This window comes from Sphingomonas sp. UV9, assembly GCF_004101245.1.
GTDB lineage: Bacteria > Pseudomonadota > Alphaproteobacteria > Sphingomonadales > Sphingomonadaceae > Sphingomonas.
Window position 1 is genome coordinate 752,055 of record NZ_SCIN01000001.1, and the last position, 16,570, is coordinate 768,624.

The 16,570-nt window shown below is 67.5% G+C and carries 12 protein-coding genes; 2 read left to right on the forward strand and 10 right to left on the reverse strand.

Features of this window, described 5'->3' with window-relative positions:
- Positions 1-135: 135 nt before the first annotated feature.
- Positions 136-1,731 (forward strand): isocitrate lyase, encoded by a 1,596-nt coding sequence (locus tag EQZ23_RS03145; protein ID WP_128452986.1) that lies wholly within the window; start codon positions 136-138, stop codon positions 1,729-1,731.
- A gap of 324 nt (positions 1,732-2,055) precedes the next feature.
- On the forward strand, positions 2,056-3,726 hold the full coding sequence (locus EQZ23_RS03150; RefSeq protein ID WP_128452987.1) for a formate--tetrahydrofolate ligase: 1,671 nt from the start codon (positions 2,056-2,058) through the stop codon (positions 3,724-3,726).
- A 140-nt stretch (positions 3,727-3,866) separates the two neighbouring features.
- On the opposite strand, the gene EQZ23_RS03155 is transcribed toward EQZ23_RS03150, so the two are convergent.
- From EQZ23_RS03155 to EQZ23_RS03200, 10 genes are read right to left on the reverse strand one after another with little or no spacing between them, the layout of a single operon-like run.
- Positions 3,867-5,753: an XrtA/PEP-CTERM system amidotransferase gene (locus EQZ23_RS03155; protein WP_128452988.1), complete on the reverse strand. Its 1,887-nt coding sequence runs from the start codon at positions 5,751-5,753 to the stop codon at positions 3,867-3,869.
- Positions 5,754-7,244 (reverse strand): exosortase A, encoded by a 1,491-nt coding sequence (gene xrtA / locus EQZ23_RS03160; RefSeq protein WP_128452989.1) that lies wholly within the window; start codon positions 7,242-7,244, stop codon positions 5,754-5,756.
- A complete protein-coding gene (locus EQZ23_RS20150; protein WP_240663164.1) occupies positions 7,241-8,548 on the reverse strand; it encodes a glycosyltransferase in 1,308 nt (435 codons plus the stop codon). Before EQZ23_RS20150 ends, xrtA begins: the two co-directional genes overlap by 4 nt.
- On the reverse strand, positions 8,545-9,585 hold the full coding sequence (locus EQZ23_RS03170; RefSeq protein WP_128452990.1) for a FemAB family XrtA/PEP-CTERM system-associated protein: 1,041 nt from the start codon (positions 9,583-9,585) through the stop codon (positions 8,545-8,547). Before EQZ23_RS03170 ends, EQZ23_RS20150 begins: the two co-directional genes overlap by 4 nt.
- Positions 9,582-10,442 (reverse strand): XrtA system polysaccharide deacetylase, encoded by an 861-nt coding sequence (locus EQZ23_RS03175; protein WP_240663167.1) that lies wholly within the window; start codon positions 10,440-10,442, stop codon positions 9,582-9,584. The genes EQZ23_RS03170 and EQZ23_RS03175 overlap by 4 nt, the downstream gene beginning before the upstream one ends.
- 1 nt (position 10,443) lies before the next feature.
- The gene (locus EQZ23_RS03180; RefSeq protein WP_128452992.1) at positions 10,444-11,523 is read right to left on the reverse strand and encodes an AAA family ATPase; all 1,080 of its coding nucleotides are present in this window, start codon (positions 11,521-11,523) and stop codon (positions 10,444-10,446) included.
- 12 nt (positions 11,524-11,535) lie between these two features.
- Positions 11,536-13,257 carry a hypothetical protein gene (locus EQZ23_RS03185; RefSeq protein ID WP_128452993.1) on the reverse strand — a complete coding sequence of 574 codons (1,722 nt, stop codon included), beginning with the start codon at positions 13,255-13,257 and terminating at the stop codon, positions 11,536-11,538.
- Positions 13,257-14,285: an AAA family ATPase gene (locus tag EQZ23_RS03190; RefSeq protein ID WP_128452994.1), complete on the reverse strand. Its 1,029-nt coding sequence runs from the start codon at positions 14,283-14,285 to the stop codon at positions 13,257-13,259. The genes EQZ23_RS03185 and EQZ23_RS03190 overlap by 1 nt, the downstream gene beginning before the upstream one ends.
- A gap of 6 nt (positions 14,286-14,291) precedes the next feature.
- Positions 14,292-15,815 carry an XrtA system polysaccharide chain length determinant gene (locus tag EQZ23_RS03195; protein WP_128452995.1) on the reverse strand — a complete coding sequence of 508 codons (1,524 nt, stop codon included), beginning with the start codon at positions 15,813-15,815 and terminating at the stop codon, positions 14,292-14,294.
- A gap of 11 nt (positions 15,816-15,826) precedes the next feature.
- A complete protein-coding gene (locus EQZ23_RS03200; protein WP_128452996.1) occupies positions 15,827-16,471 on the reverse strand; it encodes an XrtA/PEP-CTERM system exopolysaccharide export protein in 645 nt (214 codons plus the stop codon).
- Positions 16,472-16,570 lie beyond the last annotated feature (99 nt).

Here is a 16,570-nt window from a genome sequence, read left to right on the forward strand (position 1 = left end):
GTGTAACATTCTTCACAAGACGACATCGGACATGCCGCCGCCGCCGACACCAAGACCCTATCCCCAAGCGCTTTCCCGGCTAAAGTTCTGTCAATAATCCTACACGGCGATCAACGCAGCAGCGAAGGATCGCCCGTGACCTACCAGACCCATATCGCCCAGTTGACCAACCTCATCGCCGACCGGAACGGCACCTGGGATGCGATCTCGCCCGAATCGGTCGCGCGGATGCGGCTGCAGAACCGCTTCACCACCGGGCTCGACATCGCCCGCTACACCGCGGCGATCATGCGCAAGGACATGGCCGCCTACGATGCGGACCCGGCGCACTACACCCAGTCGCTCGGCTGCTGGCACGGGTTCATCGCGCAGCAGAAGATGATCAGCATCAAGAAGCATTTCGGCACGACCGACCGCCGGTATCTGTACCTGTCCGGCTGGATGGTCGCGGCGATGCGCAGCGAGTTCGGCCCCCTGCCCGACCAGTCGATGCACGAGAAGACCAGCGTCCCCGCGCTGATCGAGGAACTCTACACCTTCCTCCGCCAGGCCGATGCCCGCGAACTCGGCATGATGTTCCGCGAGGTCGATGCCGCCCGCGCCGCCGGGAACGCGATCGAGGAACAGCGCCTGCTCAACGCCATCGAGAACCACCAGACCCACGTGGTGCCGATCATAGCCGACATCGATGCAGGCTTCGGCAACGCGGAGGCCACCTATCTGCTCGCGCGCAAGATGATCGAGGCGGGCGCGTGCGCGCTCCAGATCGAGAACCAGGTCAGCGACGAGAAGCAGTGCGGCCATCAGGACGGCAAGGTCACCGTGCCGCACGAGGACTTCCTCGCGAAGGTCCGCGCCTGCCGTTACGCGTTTCTCGAACTCGGCGTCGAGGACGGCATCATCGTCACGCGCACCGACTCGCTCGGCGCGGGCCTCACCAAGCAGATCGCGGTCAGCAAGGACGCCGGCGATCTCGGCGACCAGTATAACTCGTATCTCGATTGCGAGGAGATCGACCCCGCCACCGCGCAGAACGGCGACGTCATCCTGAACCGCGACGGCAAGCTGCTCCGTCCGAAGCGCCTGCCCTCCAACCTGTTCCAGTTCCGCGCCGGCACCGGCGAGGACCGCTGCGTGATGGACTGCATCGCGTCGCTCCAGAATGGCGCCGACCTGCTCTGGATCGAGACCGAGAAGCCACACATCGAACAGATCGCCGGCATGGTCGACCGCATCCGCGCGGTGATCCCGAACGCCAAGCTCGTCTACAACAACTCGCCCAGCTTCAACTGGACGCTGAACTTCCGCCAGCAGGTGTTCGACGCCTGGGTCGACGAGGGCAAGGACATCTCCGCCTATGATCGCGCGCGGCTGATGAGCGTCGATTACGACGGCACTACGCTCGCGGACGAAGCCGACGAACGCATCCGCACCTTCCAGGCGGATTCGGCCAAGCGCGCGGGGATTTTCCATCACCTGATCACGCTGCCGACCTATCATACCGCCGCGCTCAGCACCGACAATCTCGCCAAGGAGTATTTCGGCGACGCGGGGATGCTGGGCTATGTGAAGGGCGTCCAGCGCAAGGAAATCCGCGAGGGCATCGCCTGCGTGAAGCACCAGAACATGTCCGGCTCGGATCTCGGCGACGACCACAAGGAGTATTTCGCGGGCGAGGCGGCGCTGAAGGCCGGCGGCGCGCATAATACCATGAACCAGTTCGCGGCGTGACGCCCAAGCCGGAGCGAAAGCTCCGGCGCGGCTCCGCGTCACGCCCGGCCGGCGGGGCCAAAAGCCCCGTCCGACTTAGCCTGTCCTGAGCGCCTGCCTTCGCAGGCAGTCGAAGGGCGGCTTAGCCGCGGCGCGCCTAGTCATACTAACCTCAGCCCAGTCACCCCGGACTTGTTCCGGGGCCCACCGTTCCGCGCACTCACACGCCGTAGAGTTTGCGGAACGGTGGATGCCGGAACGAGCCCGGCATGACGGGGTGGGTGGTGGCCCGGTTTTTCAACCCAACTCTGGCAACCCGCCGCCTCCCCCGCTACGCACACCGGCATGGACACAGATATCGCCATCGCCCGCAGCGTCGCGCTGCGCCCCATCGCCACCGTCGCGGACGGCCTCGGCATCCCCGACGCGGCGATCGAGCCCTACGGCCGGTTCAAGGCCAAGATCGCGCTCGACTGGCTCGAGACACGGAAGTCGGACGCGAAGGGCCGGCTGATCCTTGTCACCGCGATCAACCCGACCCCGGCAGGCGAAGGCAAGACCACCACCTCGATCGGCCTCGCCGACGCACTCCGCCACACCGGCCGCAAGGCAGTCCTAGCTCTACGCGAACCCTCGCTAGGACCGTGTTTCGGCACCAAGGGCGGCGCGACCGGTGGCGGCCGCGCGCAGGTCGCGCCGATGGAGGACATCAACCTTCACTTCACCGGCGATTTCCACGCAATCACGTCTGCGCACAACCTGCTCGCGGCGATGATCGACAACCACATTCACTGGGGCAACGCGCTCCAGATCGACGTCCGGCGTGTCGTCTGGCGGCGGGTGCTCGACATGAACGACCGTGCGCTGCGCGACATCGTCCAGTCGATCGGTGGCGTCGCCAATGGCTATCCGCGCGAGTCGGGGTTCGACATCACCGTCGCCTCCGAAGTCATGGCTATCCTGTGCCTCGCCAACGACCTCGCCGACATGGAACGGCGGCTTGGTGATATCGTCGTCGCCTACACCCGCGACCGCACGCCGATTACCGCACGCGACCTCAAGGCCGACGGTGCGATGGCGGTGTTGCTGGCCGAGGCGATCAAGCCCAACCTCGTCCAGTCGCTGGAAGGCACGCCCGCGTTCCTCCACGGCGGCCCGTTCGCCAACATCGCGCACGGCTGCAACTCGGTCATCGCCACGCGCGCCGCTTTGTCGCTTGGCGAGTACGTCGTCACGGAAGCCGGTTTCGGTGCGGATCTCGGCGCGGAGAAGTTCTTCGACATCAAATGCCGCCAGGCAGGGCTTGCCCCCGACGCGGTTGTGATCGTCGCGACCGCGCGCGCGCTGAAGATGAACGGCGGCGTCGCCAAGGCCGACCTCGCGCAGGAGAATGTCGAGGCGGTGCGTCGCGGCGCGGTCAACCTCGTCCGCCACATCGAGAACATCCGCCAGTTCGGCGTGCCCGCGATCGTCGCGATCAACCACTTCTACACCGACAGCGACGCGGAGATCGCCGCGATCCAGGACGCCGCGGCCCAGCACGGCTCGCGCGCTATCCTGTGCCGGCATTGGGCGGAAGGCGGCGCGGGCGCGGTCGAACTGGCCGACGCGGTCGCCGAGATTTGCGAAACGCATGGCGGCGGGTTCGCGCCGATCTATGGCGACGAACTCTCGCTGTTCGACAAGATCGACACCGTCGCGCGCCGCATCTACCGCGCCGAGCATGCGGTCGCCGAGCCAAGCGTGCTGGCCCAACTCAAGCGCTGGGAGGATGCGGGGTACGGCCACCTCCCCGTCTGCCTCGCCAAGACGCAGTACAGCTTCTCGACCGACCCGGCCTTGTTGGGCGCACCGACGGGGCATATCGTGCCGGTGCGTGAGGTTCGCCTCGCAGCCGGCGCCGGCTTCGTCGTCGCGATCTGCGGCGAGATCATGACGATGCCGGGATTGCCGCGGGTGCCGGCGGCGGAAGCGATCCGGCTCAACGACGACGGGCTGATCGAGGGGTTGTTCTAGGACCGTACGATCCTCACCCGCCAGGGGGAGGTGGCTGGCACTTGCCAGACGGAGGGGGAGGTAAGCGACCACTGCAGTTGCGTGTCCTCCCCCTCCGTCACCTTCGGCGACACCTCCCCCTGGCGGGGGAGGATCAGAAGTTACCCGAACATCCGCTTCATCGAGCGTTCGAGCATCACGAACTGCCACAACGTGCGGCCGTGCTCGGCGCGGCCCATGCGGTGTTCGTCGGCAATCCGTGCGATCGTCGCCATGTCGAACCAGCCGGTCTCGACGACCGTGCGCGACTTGGCGAGGGCGATCGCCTCGCCCGCCAGCGCTTCACGAAACCACGCGCTGATCGGCGTCACGAAACCCATCTTCTGGCGGTAGAGGATCTCGCGCGGCAGATACGGCTCCATCGCCTTCTTCATCAGCCATTTGCCCTCGCCGTGCCGCAGCCGCATGCTCGCCGGCAGCGTCGCGCAGAACTCGATCAGGCGGTGGTCGAGCAACGGCTCGCGCGCTTCGAGGCCGACCGCCATGCTGGTGCGATCGACCTTGGTGAGGATGTCGCCGGGCAGCCAATGCTTGATATCGGCATATTGCGCGCGGTCGATCGCATCGCGCGCCGGCGCGTTCGCCATCGTCGCGACATAGCGGTCCTCGGCACGATACCCGCCGAGCGTGGCACGGGCACCGGGGGTGAAGAGGCGCGCGCGCAGCTCGGGCGTGGTGACACCGACCGACCGCGCATACGCCTCGCCCCCATCTTGCGCGAGCGCGAGCAACGTCGATTTCGCGCGCAGCGGCCGCGGGGCCCAGTCGGCCTTGGGATACCAGCGCCCGAGCGTACCGAACACGTCCGCGCGCAGATGCGCCGGGAGCAGGCCGCGGACACGCTCCTCGACGGACTGGAACTTGTAGCGACGGTATCCGGCGAGCGCTTCGTCCGCGCCATCGCCCGACAGCGCCACAGTGACGCTCTCGCGGGCAAGCGCGCAGACCTGATACGTGGCCAGCGCGGATGCGTCGGCGAAGGGTTCGTCGAAGCTCGCGACGAGCGTGTCGATCAGCGAGACGTCACCCGACTTCACCAAGCGCTCGCGGTGATCGGTGGCGAAGCGGCGCGCGACGGTGGTGGCGAAGCTGCGCTCGTCATGGCCCGCTTCGTCGAAGCCGATCGTGCAGGTGCGGACCGCCTTGGGGCTAGCCTCGGCCATCAAGGCGACCACCGCGGAGCTGTCGACGCCGCCCGACAGGAACGCGCCGAGCGGGACGTCGGCGACCATCCGCGACCGCACGCCCGCACGCATCCGGTCGACCAGTTCCTCGCCCAGCGCCCTGGCCGAGCCGGTCGCGCGGTTGGAGAAATCGATGTCCCACCATTTGCGCGGTCGGGGGACCGGACGCCCCCGCTCGACCAGCAGGAAATGCCCCGCCGCCAGCTTCTTCACGCCCGCGACGATGCAGGAATCGTCGGGGACATAGCCCAGCGCGAGGTAATCCTCGACCGCGCTCAGATCGGGCACCCGCCGCAACTGCGGATGCGCGAGCAGGCCCTTGAGTTCTGAGGCGAAGGCGAGCGAGCCGTCGGCGAGTTCGACATAATATAGCGGCTTCACGCCCATGCGGTCGCGGGCGAGGAACAGTGTGTGCGCGGCGGAGTCGTGGATTCCGAACGCGAACATGCCGTTCAACCGGTCGAGCATCGACGGGCCCCAGGCGCGCCATGCGTGGAGCAAGACTTCGGTATCGCCAGCGGTACGGAAGATCGCGCCCTTGGCGATCAGTTCGTCGCGCAGTTCGGCGAAATTATAGACTTCGCCATTGTAGGTGATCGTCAGCGTACCGTCCGACATCGGCTGCGGCGAGCCTTCGAGATCGATGATCGACAGGCGGCGATGGCCGAGCCCGACGCCGGGGGCGGTCCAGATGCCGTCGCCGTCGGGCCCGCGATGCGCCAGCGCTGCGATCATCGCGTGGACGCGATTGGGGTCGACCGGCTTTGGCGTACCCGGGTGGAAGATCCCGGCGATGCCGCACATCTAGCGCATCCCCGCTGCATGATCGGCAACGGGACCGATCGGACCGAGAGCAGTGAGGAACCGCGCGATCGGACGCGGGTCGGCGCCCTCGACCGAGAGGTGGATCGCCACCGCGCGTTGCGGGCCGCCGAGCAGCCGCGCCTTCATCGTCTCGATCTTCACCAGCGTATCGTCCTGCGTGGTCGTGTCGCCGACCCGGTACCACGTCGCGACGATCCGCTCTACGGGGCCCGGCGCAGTGATCCGCATCGCCGAGCCGCGTGCCCCCACGCTATCGGAAATACCGGGCAGATCGGCGACGCGGACCCAGCGGTCCTCCTGCCGCAACACGCCGGTGCCAAACGCGATCAGTTCCTTGCCCTCGTGCTGGTTGCCGAACACCGCGATGCTCATGTCGACGGTCGCGCCCGATGCGTCGGCATAGCGGCCGAACAGATAATGGTCCGCGCCGGGGTAATAGGGTGTCCAGGGTGCACGTGTGCTGACCGGCACGCGGTGCCAGCCGGCGATTTCGGGAAGGTCGATATGGGCGGGCAACGCCTGCGCCCGGCTCGCGATCGCCGTGCTCCATGTCGGGAAGACCGCGACCGTCACGAGCGTGAGCGCGGTAGCGATCGGGAGACCCGCGCGGTGGCGGGGTGTCGCCTGGAGCGTCGCCGGATCGAAGGCGGGATCGTCGGGCGCGCGATCGAACCAGCGCCAGCCGATCGCCAGCACGGCGGCCATGACTAGCGCGAAGAAGACCCAGCCATAGACGATATGGTCGAGCCCGGTGGCGGCTTCGATCGAGGTCAGGTTCGCCGCCCAGATCGTTCCGAACGCGCGAAACCCGTTGGCGATGACCGGCACGACGACCGAGACGACCAGGAAGATCGCGCGGCGTTTCCAGGACAGGAAGCAGAGATTGGCGACGAGCACGCCGAACGCCACCATCGCGATGACGAACTTGGCGCCCGAACACGCCTCCGCAACCTCGAAATAATAGCGGCCGGCGTGGATCAGCACGCCATCGACCACCGCGGGTACGCCGACGAGGTGGAGCAGCGGCATGACGATCGCGACCGTGATGGTCTGCAGCGGCGGTTCGAGGCCTTCGCCGAACGGGACGAGGAAGACGGCGTAGGCGAGCGGAAACAGCAGGCCCCGCGCGACATTGGGTCCGAGAATCGTGACGACTGCGCCTTGCAGCATCAGGACGAGCCCGAGATGGCGCGCGAAGCCGACCGAGGCGGCGTCGCCCATCAGCCAGCCGAACCCGCCAAGCGCGACGAGCGCCAGGCCCGGCCACCAGCCGGTCGGGGTGAGTTGAGCAAGCTCCGCGCGGCGCTGCCAGATCAGCCACGCGACGACCGGGCCGATGAACAGACAATGCCCGAAGGTCGTGCTGTTCCACCAGATCTGCGCGAGATCGCGCACGTCGGTGTGGAACGTCAGCAGGATCAGCACGGCCGCGACTGCCAGCGCGATGCCGTGACGACGCCAGGCGGTCATGCGGTCAGGCCGAGCAGGGCGTCGAGCGGCGCGAGGCGGGCGTCCCAGCCATAACGGCGGATAACCTGCGCACGGGCGTCGGCGCCGAGCGTGGCTGCGGTGTCCGGCGAGTCGAGCAGCGCGAGCACCTGATCGGCGAAATCCTGCGTCGTGGCGGCGACGCGGATGGTGCCGGCGTGGTCGATGCCTTCCGCCGCGGCGGCGGAGGCGACGACGGGGCGCGCCATCGCCATCGCCTCGAGCACCTTGTTCTGGATACCGCGCGCGAGTTTGAGTGGCGCGACGCAGACGGCAGCGGCGGCGAGCCAGCCGCGGACGTCGTCGACTTCGCCGGTGACGGTGACGTGGTCGCTGGCGAGCGCCTGCACCGCGGCGGTGGGCGCGCGGCCGACGATCGCGAAGCGCGCGAAGCGGCGGCGGCGGATCAGCGGGAGGATATCGCGCGCGAACCAGGTGACGGCGTCGATGTTGGGGCGGTAGTCCATCTGGCCGGTGAAGACGATGAGGGATTCTGCCCCCTTCCCGTTATCCGCCCCGTCGCGACCTTCCCCCCCGGCGAAGGCCGCGGCCCAATCGGGGGACGTCGATAACGACGGATCGGGCTTCGTTTCCAAAACCTCTCCAATTGGGCCCCGGCCATCGCCGGGGGGGAGAAGGTTCGCGGAAGCGGCGAGCCGTACGGTCGGATCGAACGTCTCAGAATCGATACCGTTCTCGACCGCGAGTGTCCGGCCGGCTGCACCGCCGTCGCGGAACAGCGCGGCTTCGGCATCGCTGACGAACAGGCTGGCCGAAACGCGGGCTGCGACCTGCCGCTCGAAGGCACCGAGCAACCGGGCTTCGCGCCGCATCATCCATCGCATCGGCCCGCGGGCGTCGTCCGCGAAGCCTGCGAACTTGGCGGAGTCGACGTCGACGAAATCCATCACGACCGGCGGGCCGTCGACCGACAGATACTGTGCCATCTGGCCCGAGAAACAATAGACGCCGCCGACCTGCGGCAGGATGCGGTCGACGGCGACCTGCATCGCGGGGCTCGCGAAGGCGGTGAGCGATACCGGCTGGCCGGTGGCGAGCGCTTCGATGGCAGCGCGCTTTTGCGACTTGCTACGGGGCAGTATCGTGCAACTCGCGAGCATGCCGGTGAACACCGCGGGCGGATCGACATCCGCCTCGTCGTCGGCGAACGCCACCAGATGCACGCGCGTGCGCTTCGCCAGATACTGGAGGACGTGGAAGCTGCGGATCTTGTCGCCGCGGTCGGGCGGAAAGGGCACGCGGTGCGCCAGGAAGAGCAGGCTCACCCCAGGCCTCGGGAGATCCACGGTCCTGCAGCGGTCGCGGCCCATAGCGGGAGGCGCTTCCACGTCTTCACCATCAGCGCGTATTTGGGGTTGAGCGGGTTGACCTCGCGCGCCGAGCCGTTGCTGCGCTTGGCATAGAGCCGCGGCTCGGGCGTGAAGCCCCAGTTCTTCTTGAATGCCGCCGCGCCGGTACCGGTCTTCGAACGACCGAAGTCGAACCGCGTACAGCCGCGCGCGCGCGCGTGCGCCATCAGCGCGAAATACATCCGGTCGTTGGCGCGAAGCCCGCGTGCCGCGCCGGTCCCGCCGCCCCAATAAGGGTAGACGGTGCCGTCGAAATACAGGCTGAGTACGCTGGCGACCGCCCTGCCCTTGTGCCGGACGGTAAGAACATCCGCGTCCATCACGCTGGCAACGCTACGAAAAAGCTTTGCGGGAAACACCGGCGTGCCGAGATTCCGAACCGACTCCGCATAGACCCGGTAATGCTCGGCGAGCAGCTTGCGGTCGTTGCCGGTGACGATCTCGAGGTCGAAACCGAGCGAACGACGGACTTCGGCGCGCTGTTTCCGCGGGATCGCGAGCAGTTCGGCATCGTCGTCCGCGGCCAGATCGCGCGCGAAGCCGAGATAGCTGGTGTCGTCGCTATCCCAGCCGTTCGGCGCGGGGCCGCCGCGTAGTTCGACAGAGGGACAATTGGTCCGCAACGCGAGGTTCCATGCCCCCGCCGCGAGCGGTTCGATCGACGCGCCCAAGATGCCGCCATCGACGCCGAACCCGGTCGATACCAGCGCACGCCCGAACAGCGGCGAACGCATCTCGGTCAGCGGCAACACGCCGATAAGGGCACCGCCGGCATCCTCCGACAGCAGATAGCGTGCGCGCTGGCCGCAGCCGTCCTGCACGGCGCGGCTCCATTCGGGGAGATGAAACGGGGTGGCACCGTCGACTTTCGCGACGAAGGCGGCGATCCGCGCGCACTCGGCCGGATCGCGAAGGTCCGCTTCGCGCACGCCGACGGGCATCGGTGCGGTCACGCCAGCCGGGCCGCTTCGCGCGCGACGACCGTATCGACGCGGCCCCATGCGTGGCGACCGAGCAACCCGCGCAACTTGCCCGCCATCGCGCCGAGCCGCGAGTAATGACGGATCTTCGAGCGCATCGGTGCAGCCTCGACACGCGGTTGCGCCGGGTCGATCTCCCATGGGTGGAAATAGAACATCGCCGGGCGATCCTCACGGTTGACCTGACGGACTGCGAAGTCGGTGATCGCGGCGGGAAGCAGGCGGAAGAACCCGCCACCGGTCGCGAGCTTGCGCTCCCCGAACTTGGCGACCGTCACCGGCACCTCGATCAGCGCGCTGTCGGCGAGCGGCTTGAACCCGTAGCGCGGCGCGTCGAGCCAGCCGTAATGATCGTGCTTCACCGGCGCGACGCTGGAGGAATAGGCATAGCCAGCCTCCGCCAGCTCGACATGTGCCCAGGGTGTCCGCTGGTCGAGCGAGAAGCTCGGTGCGCGATAGCCGGTGACCTTCGCGCCCGCCGCATCCTCGATCGCCTTGCGTGCGCGGACGAGGTCGGCGCGGAAGACGTCGGGGGTCATCGTGAAGACGCGCTGATGATCCCAGCCGTGGCTGGCGATCTCGTGCCCGGCCTCGACGATCCGGCGGATCAGCGCGGGATAGCGATGCGCGACCCAGCCGAGCGTAAAGAACGTCGCCTTCGTATCGCGTTCGGCGAACAGCGCGAGGACCGCGTCGGTATTGGCCTCGACCCGGGGCTGGAGCGAATCCCAGTCGGCCTTGTCGATGACCTTCTCGAACGCCCCGACCTGAAACCAGTCCTCAACATCGACCGACATGCCATTGAGAACGGGGCCATTGAGAACGGGCATTTCAGGCGGCATCGTGCCAGGCGGAGACACCGCGGATCGGAGCGTATTCGGGCTTGGCGTCGTCGCTTTCGACCCAGTCGACCAGCAGCGTCAACACGCGGCGCAACGCCTCGTCCTGCAACTCCACCCGTGCCTCCAGCGCCGCGATGCGCGCCTCGGTCGCCGGATCGGCGCGCGGTGCTTCGGCGAGCGCGGCGGGCTGGGCGGGATGAACGGGCCCTTCGACCGGGGCGGTGGCGCCCTTTCCCGTATCCGTAGCAAGCGTCGGCAGGTCGCCTTCGAGGTCGCGCTGCACCGACCGCACGACCGCCGCGTCGATCACCCGCAGATCCTCGATCGCGGCATGGAGCATGACACGCCCGGCGAGCAGGTTCAGGCGCCGCGGCACGCCCGCCGAGCCGGCGTAGAAGGCCGCGAACGCATCGTCCGCGAAATCAGGGTTACCGGTCCAGCCGACGACCGTCAGGCGGTGGGCGAGATACTCGGAGACCTCATGCTGCTCCATCGGATCGAGATGGTGGATCGCGATCACGCGCTGGCGGAGCTGTTCGAGCCGCTCCGAGCCGTGCAGTCGATCGCGGAACTCGGGCTGGCCGAGCAGGACGATCTGCAACAGCGCATGCCCGCCCGCCTGGAAGTTCGACAACATCCGCAGTTCCTCGAGCGCGGATACAGGCAGCGCCTGCGCCTCGTCGACGATCAGCAGCGTCCGCTTGCCGGTACGGGCCACCGCGTGCAGCCCGCGCTCGATCGCGGTCAGCAATTCGGCCTTGGTCAGGCCCGCCGGATCGACGTGCAATTCGGTCGCGACGATCCGCAGCAGGTCGTCCGCCTCGATCGCGGTCGATACCAGCCGGATCGCGTTCAGCCGCTGGTGGTCGATCGTGTCCATCAGATGACCGACCAGCGTCGTCTTGCCCGCGCCGATATCGCCGGTGATGACGATGAAGCCCTCACCCTGCGCCAAGCCATAGCCGAGATACGCCATCGCCTTGCGGTGCGTAGCGGTCTCGAACCAGAATTTGGGGTCCGGGGTGAGCTGGAAAGGCCGACCCGTCAGTCCGTAATGTTCGTCGTACATCTGCTCTCGCCTTCAGAACTGATATCGCGCACCGACCAGCGCCTGCGCCGACCAGTCGCTGTCGAGGTCACCGACCTTGAAGCTGTAAAGTCCGAGCGACGCGGTGGTGCCGAGCCGTCCGAAATTGCGGTAATAGGTGCCGGTCGCGCCATACGACCAGACGCCGTCGTCGCCCGATACGTCCGCCGCCGCGATGTTGGGCACGCCGGGATCGTAATAGTTGACGAACAGGTCGGCGTTAACGCCCGAGACCTGTGTCAGGGTGCGTGCGTAGAACAGCTGGCCGTAATAGCTCTGATCCTCGAGCCCGGTGACGATAAGCCCCGGCGCGACGGTCGGCGAATACAGCTTGCGGTTGGCATAGCCCGCGCCTGCCCCCCAGGTCGATCGACCACGGGTGGCGACGATCACGCCGTCGATCCCGCGCGCGCGGTAGCTCGCGGTCGAGATCGACTGGAACACGTCGTTCAGGCAGCCGCCGGGCTGCGCGCCGCTGGAGCCGAACACGCAGCCGTTGAACTGCTGGCCGAAGCCCTGCTGGTTGCCGGTCAGGAAGCTGGTCGGCAAATTGCCGATGCCGGTGCGGAGCTGGCGGCCGAAGGTCTGGACGCCGTCATACACGTTGACCGCGAGGCCGACCGACCTGGAAGCCTGGTACGTCGCCGTGCCGGTGTAGCTGAGCGAGCCATAGCGCTTGCCGACATGGGCCTCGACCGAGGTGCGACGATTGGGCCGCCAGATCACGCCGGCATCGTAATAGAGGCCGTCGGTCCGGTATGCCACGCGCCGCGGCGAGGCGTCGTTGGTGACGAAGCGACCATCGCGGTCGAGCACCGGCGTCCCCGTGGCATCGACGACCGCGTCCTTCTGGCTCGTCTCGATCTTTTCGTACCCGACGCCCGCGGTCAGCGCGACGTAAGGTGAAATCGGCTGGAGTATGTCGCCGCGGCCGTAATAGCCCTCGTAGCGCTGCTTCAACTGGCTGGCGGTCTCGCGGTCATAGGCGCCGCTGAGCGTGGCGCCGAACGGCGCGACCAGACCGGGCGCGACCGATGCGCGGGCGGTGGCGGTATTGCCGATCGAATCGTCATAATAATCGAGCCGCCGGCCGCCGATGGACGTGTCGCCGAAGGTTGGCGTCTCGACCTTGGTATAGCCCAGCCGGTAGTTCGCGTCGAAAACGACCGGCCCGGCGACGGTGGTGAAGCTGGGTCCGGCATAGACCGCATAGACCTGGCTGACGTTATTGACGTTGCCGACCAGCAGGCCGGGCGCCGCGCCGCGGATATCCGAGCGCGCGCGCGTCGCGATGCCGGCCGCTTCGAGCGTCAGGTTGCGCGTCACGCGAGCATCGACCCGGGCGAGTCCGGAATGGATGTCGTCGTCGCCCAGCCGGTCGCCCCAGCCGAACCGGCGTTCATACCGATAGCTGAGCTGGCCCGTGACACGCTGCGTTGCGATCGCGGCGTCCACACCCGCGGCGAGGCTGGTATAGGTCAGCACGTCGCCGCCGTTGAGGTCGGCGGCAAGCGTCTGGCTGGCCTCGACATACGGTCTGATGGTAACGCGCCGCGCCGTATCCGGCCCCGATGATGGCAGCGTGGGGGGCGGCGTCACTTCGGTCTGCGCGCTCGCAGGCGTGGCGCCGGTTACGACGCCGGCCACGACGACCGTGGCCGCGACGCCTGCCAGGACGCGCGTGCGCACCGTCGCTCCGATGGTCGGCCGAGTCATCACGAGCTCTCCTGGCCGTAATAGCTGCCGAACCGCGCGCCGCCTTGGACGAACGAAACGGCGTTCAGGACGAGCTGGATATGCTCGCACCCGTCGAGGATGTTGACGGCGGCGCGCAGTTCGCTCTCCGGCGTGCGGTCGGCGCGCACGACGAGCATCACCTGGCCAACGCGCATCGCCAGCACCGACGCGGCGGACGCAGCGAGCGCGGGCGGCGAATCGATGATGACGATGCGGCGCGGATTGGCGGCAAGGAGCCGCGCGATCACTGCCTTCGTGCGTGCGCTGGCGAGCAGTTCGGTATCCATCGCGGTCTTGGTGCCGGCGGGCAGGATCGACAGATGCGCCACGTCGGTGTGGATCACCAGATCCTCCACGTCGATCCGCGCATCACCCAGCGCGTCGAGCAGGCCGGGGCCATCGCTCAGGCCCAGCTGCTTGACGATATCGGGCTTGGCGACGTCGGCATCGATGAGCAGCACTTCGGTATCGCGCTCGGCAGCGATCGAAAGCGCGAGGTTGATCGCACAGAACGTCTTGCCGTCCTCGGGCCGGGCCGAGCAGACCAGGATCATCCGCGCCTTGTCGGGGCTGTCGCTCTCGGCGATGCGCGCGCTGGCGATCAGCAACTGGCGCTTGATCAGGCGGAACTCCTCCGCGAGCGGACCGACCGGTGCGCCGGGCACGATCATGCCGTTGGCGGCGAGCATCCCGCGATCGATCCGCGCGGTGTCGTCCGATTCCTCGGGATAGTAGATCTCGTCGACAAACTCGTCGCCGACCGGCGCGCGCAGTTCCTCGGGGATCGCGAGGAAGGTCGCGTCGGTAGGATCGGGCGCCGACTCCGGCACCGCCGTGGCAGGCTCGGGCGAGACGGGCAGCGTGTCGGCCACGGATGCTTCCGGCGGCGCTTCGTGCGGCGCGGGCGGCACGACGCCGGCACGCGCACGCGCGTGCGCGCCGAAATCATAGACCTTGGCTGCGCGCTCGAGCAGCGAGGGTTCGCGATCAGGTTTCGTCACGGCCATTCCCCCTTATGCCGCCAGCCCGCGCTGGAGGATCTCGACCCCCAGCAAAAGGACATAAGCGACGCCCAGCGCGGCAGTGCCGCCCAGGAACAGCTTGAACTTGCGACGGCGCTGGTTCGACTGCACGCGCGTCACGACTTCGCCGATCGATCCGATCACCGGCATCCCCGCCGCCTTTTCGAGCCGCGAACTGGTCGAAAACGTCGTCCGCAACCGCCCCATGGCGAACGCCGCACCGATCCCGCCGGCGAGTCCGACGATCAGCACACCCGTCAATAGCAGCATTCGGTTCGGTGCGCTCGGCGTACTTGGCATGGTCGGGGGATCGATGACGCTGAACTTGACGTTATCGCTCTGCGACTGCGCCTGGCCGACCAGCGCAGTCTGTTCGCGCTGCCGCAGCAACGTGTCGTATTGGTCCTTGAGCACCTGGTAATCGCGATCGATCGAACCCTGCTCGGCGGCGACTTCGGGATCCCCGGTCAGCTTTGAATTGAGCAGATCGAGATCGCTCTGCAACTGGCTCCGCCGCATCCGCAGCGACGCGACGGTGGCGGTGCGATCCGCGACCATCGACTGGAGCGAGGCATAAAGCGGGTTCTGCGCGCTGCCGGCACCGCTGCCGCCGGCGAGAGGCTCGCTGCGAGCGGCCGCCGTCGCCGCGGACAGCTGGCTCTTCAGCGCGACCACATCGGGATGGTTCTCGGTATAGCCGCGCGCACGGGCATCGGCGAGCTGGCCCTGGATCGCCTGGAGGCGTGCACGGGCGGGGCCCGCAGCCCCCGCGACGCCGCCTGCCCCCGCCACGGTAGCGGGCGTTCCCGCCATCTGCCCCTGCACGGCAGCAAGGCTCGACTGCGCGGCGGCGAGATCGCCATCGACCTGCGCCATCTGCGAGCGCGCCGCGCCGATCCGGTCGCTGACCGATCCGGTCCCCGGGAGCGCACCGAGATACCGGTTCTGGAAGTCCGCTCGCTTGGCCTCGGCGTCGGCGAGCTGCTTCTGCCGCGCAGCGAGCTGCTGGTCGAGAAAGGTCAGGCTCTGCGTGGTCTTGGAGCGATCGCCCGCCAGATTCTGCTCGACGAAGAGGTCGATCAGCTTCTGCGTGATCTGGCGTGCCAGCTTCGGGCTCGCCGCGCTCGTCGTGATCTGGAACAGGTTATCCTGCTGCGACGCGATCTTGATGTTGGGCGCGAGCGCAGCGACGCGGTCGGCGACGTCGCGATCGCTCGACACGGTGTTGGCCAGATCGGTGCCGCGCACGACCTTCTCGAGGTTTACCGCGGAGATCAGCGTCGTGCGGATCGTATCGACGGTCATCGGCACGCTCTGCGGCACGCCGTCCATCCCCGCGGGCAGGACCGTCTGCATCTGCACGAACACGCGCGCGGTCGATTCGTAGCGGCTCGGGATTTGCGACACGACCAGCCAGCCGAGCACGCACACGCCCCACGCCACCGCCAGCGCGAGCCAGCGCCGCGTCCAGATCGTGTGCAGCGCGATGCGCCCCTCGTCGAAGATCCCGTTCATCCCGGCGTCCCTCAGAACATCGATTCGGGGATGATGATCACGTCGCCCGGCTCGAGCCGGACGTTGGCCGACGAATCGCCCTTCTTGAGGAGATTGCCGATCTGCAGCCCATATTCGGTCTGCTTGCCGGTGGTGCGATCATAGCGCACCAGCCGCGCCTTGTTGCCCGCGGCATATTGGCTGAGCCCCCCGACCGCGATCATCGCGTCGAGCAGCGTCATGTTGGCGCGGTAGGGGATCGAGGCGGGTTTTTCGGTCGCGCCAACGATGCGGACCTGCTGGCTATAGGTGCCGCTGAAATTCTCGACGATCACCGAGACGATCGGGTCCTTGATATAGGCCGCGAGCGCCTTCTTGATGTCGTCGCTCAACATTGCCGGGGTCTTGCCGACCGCGGGCATGTCGTTGATCAGCGGCGTGGTGATCCGGCCATCGGGACGCACCTGGACCTTCGACGACAGTTCGGGATTGCGCCAGACGAAGATGTTGAGCTGATCGAGCGGACCGATGACATATTCCTCGCCCGGCAGCTCCTGATTCGCGACATAGGCGGCAGGCGGCAGTTCGGGCCGGCCGCCGGTGCTCGTGCACGCGGATAGCGTCGCGCCGACAAGGCCGAGGGTCAGCAGGGATTTCGATACGGGTCCGGAACGCATGGGCACTTTCTCTCCTGGCGCCACACCGGCCGTCGGTTGCCCGGCGGTCGGCTAAACTCAGCCTCGGCTATGCATGGAACAGGTGAAGATAGCGTTAGG

Bases quoted from the DNA above. Each gene is read 5' to 3' on its own strand.
- EQZ23_RS03150 (WP_128452987.1), top strand. From the start codon at position 2,056: ATGGACACAGATATCGCCATCGCCCGCAGCGTCGCGCTGCGCCCCATC.
- EQZ23_RS03155 (WP_128452988.1), bottom strand. From the start codon at position 5,753: ATGTGCGGCATCGCCGGGATCTTCCACCCGGGTACGCCAAAGCCGGTC.
- xrtA (WP_128452989.1), bottom strand. From the start codon at position 7,244: ATGACCGCCTGGCGTCGTCACGGCATCGCGCTGGCAGTCGCGGCCGTG.
- EQZ23_RS03175 (WP_240663167.1), bottom strand. From the start codon at position 10,442: ATGCCCGTTCTCAATGGCCCCGTTCTCAATGGCATGTCGGTCGATGTT.
- EQZ23_RS03180 (WP_128452992.1), bottom strand. From the start codon at position 11,523: ATGTACGACGAACATTACGGACTGACGGGTCGGCCTTTCCAGCTCACC.
- EQZ23_RS03185 (WP_128452993.1), bottom strand. From the start codon at position 13,257: ATGACTCGGCCGACCATCGGAGCGACGGTGCGCACGCGCGTCCTGGCA.
- EQZ23_RS03190 (WP_128452994.1), bottom strand. From the start codon at position 14,285: ATGGCCGTGACGAAACCTGATCGCGAACCCTCGCTGCTCGAGCGCGCA.
- EQZ23_RS03195 (WP_128452995.1), bottom strand. From the start codon at position 15,815: ATGAACGGGATCTTCGACGAGGGGCGCATCGCGCTGCACACGATCTGG.
- EQZ23_RS03200 (WP_128452996.1), bottom strand. From the start codon at position 16,471: ATGCGTTCCGGACCCGTATCGAAATCCCTGCTGACCCTCGGCCTTGTC.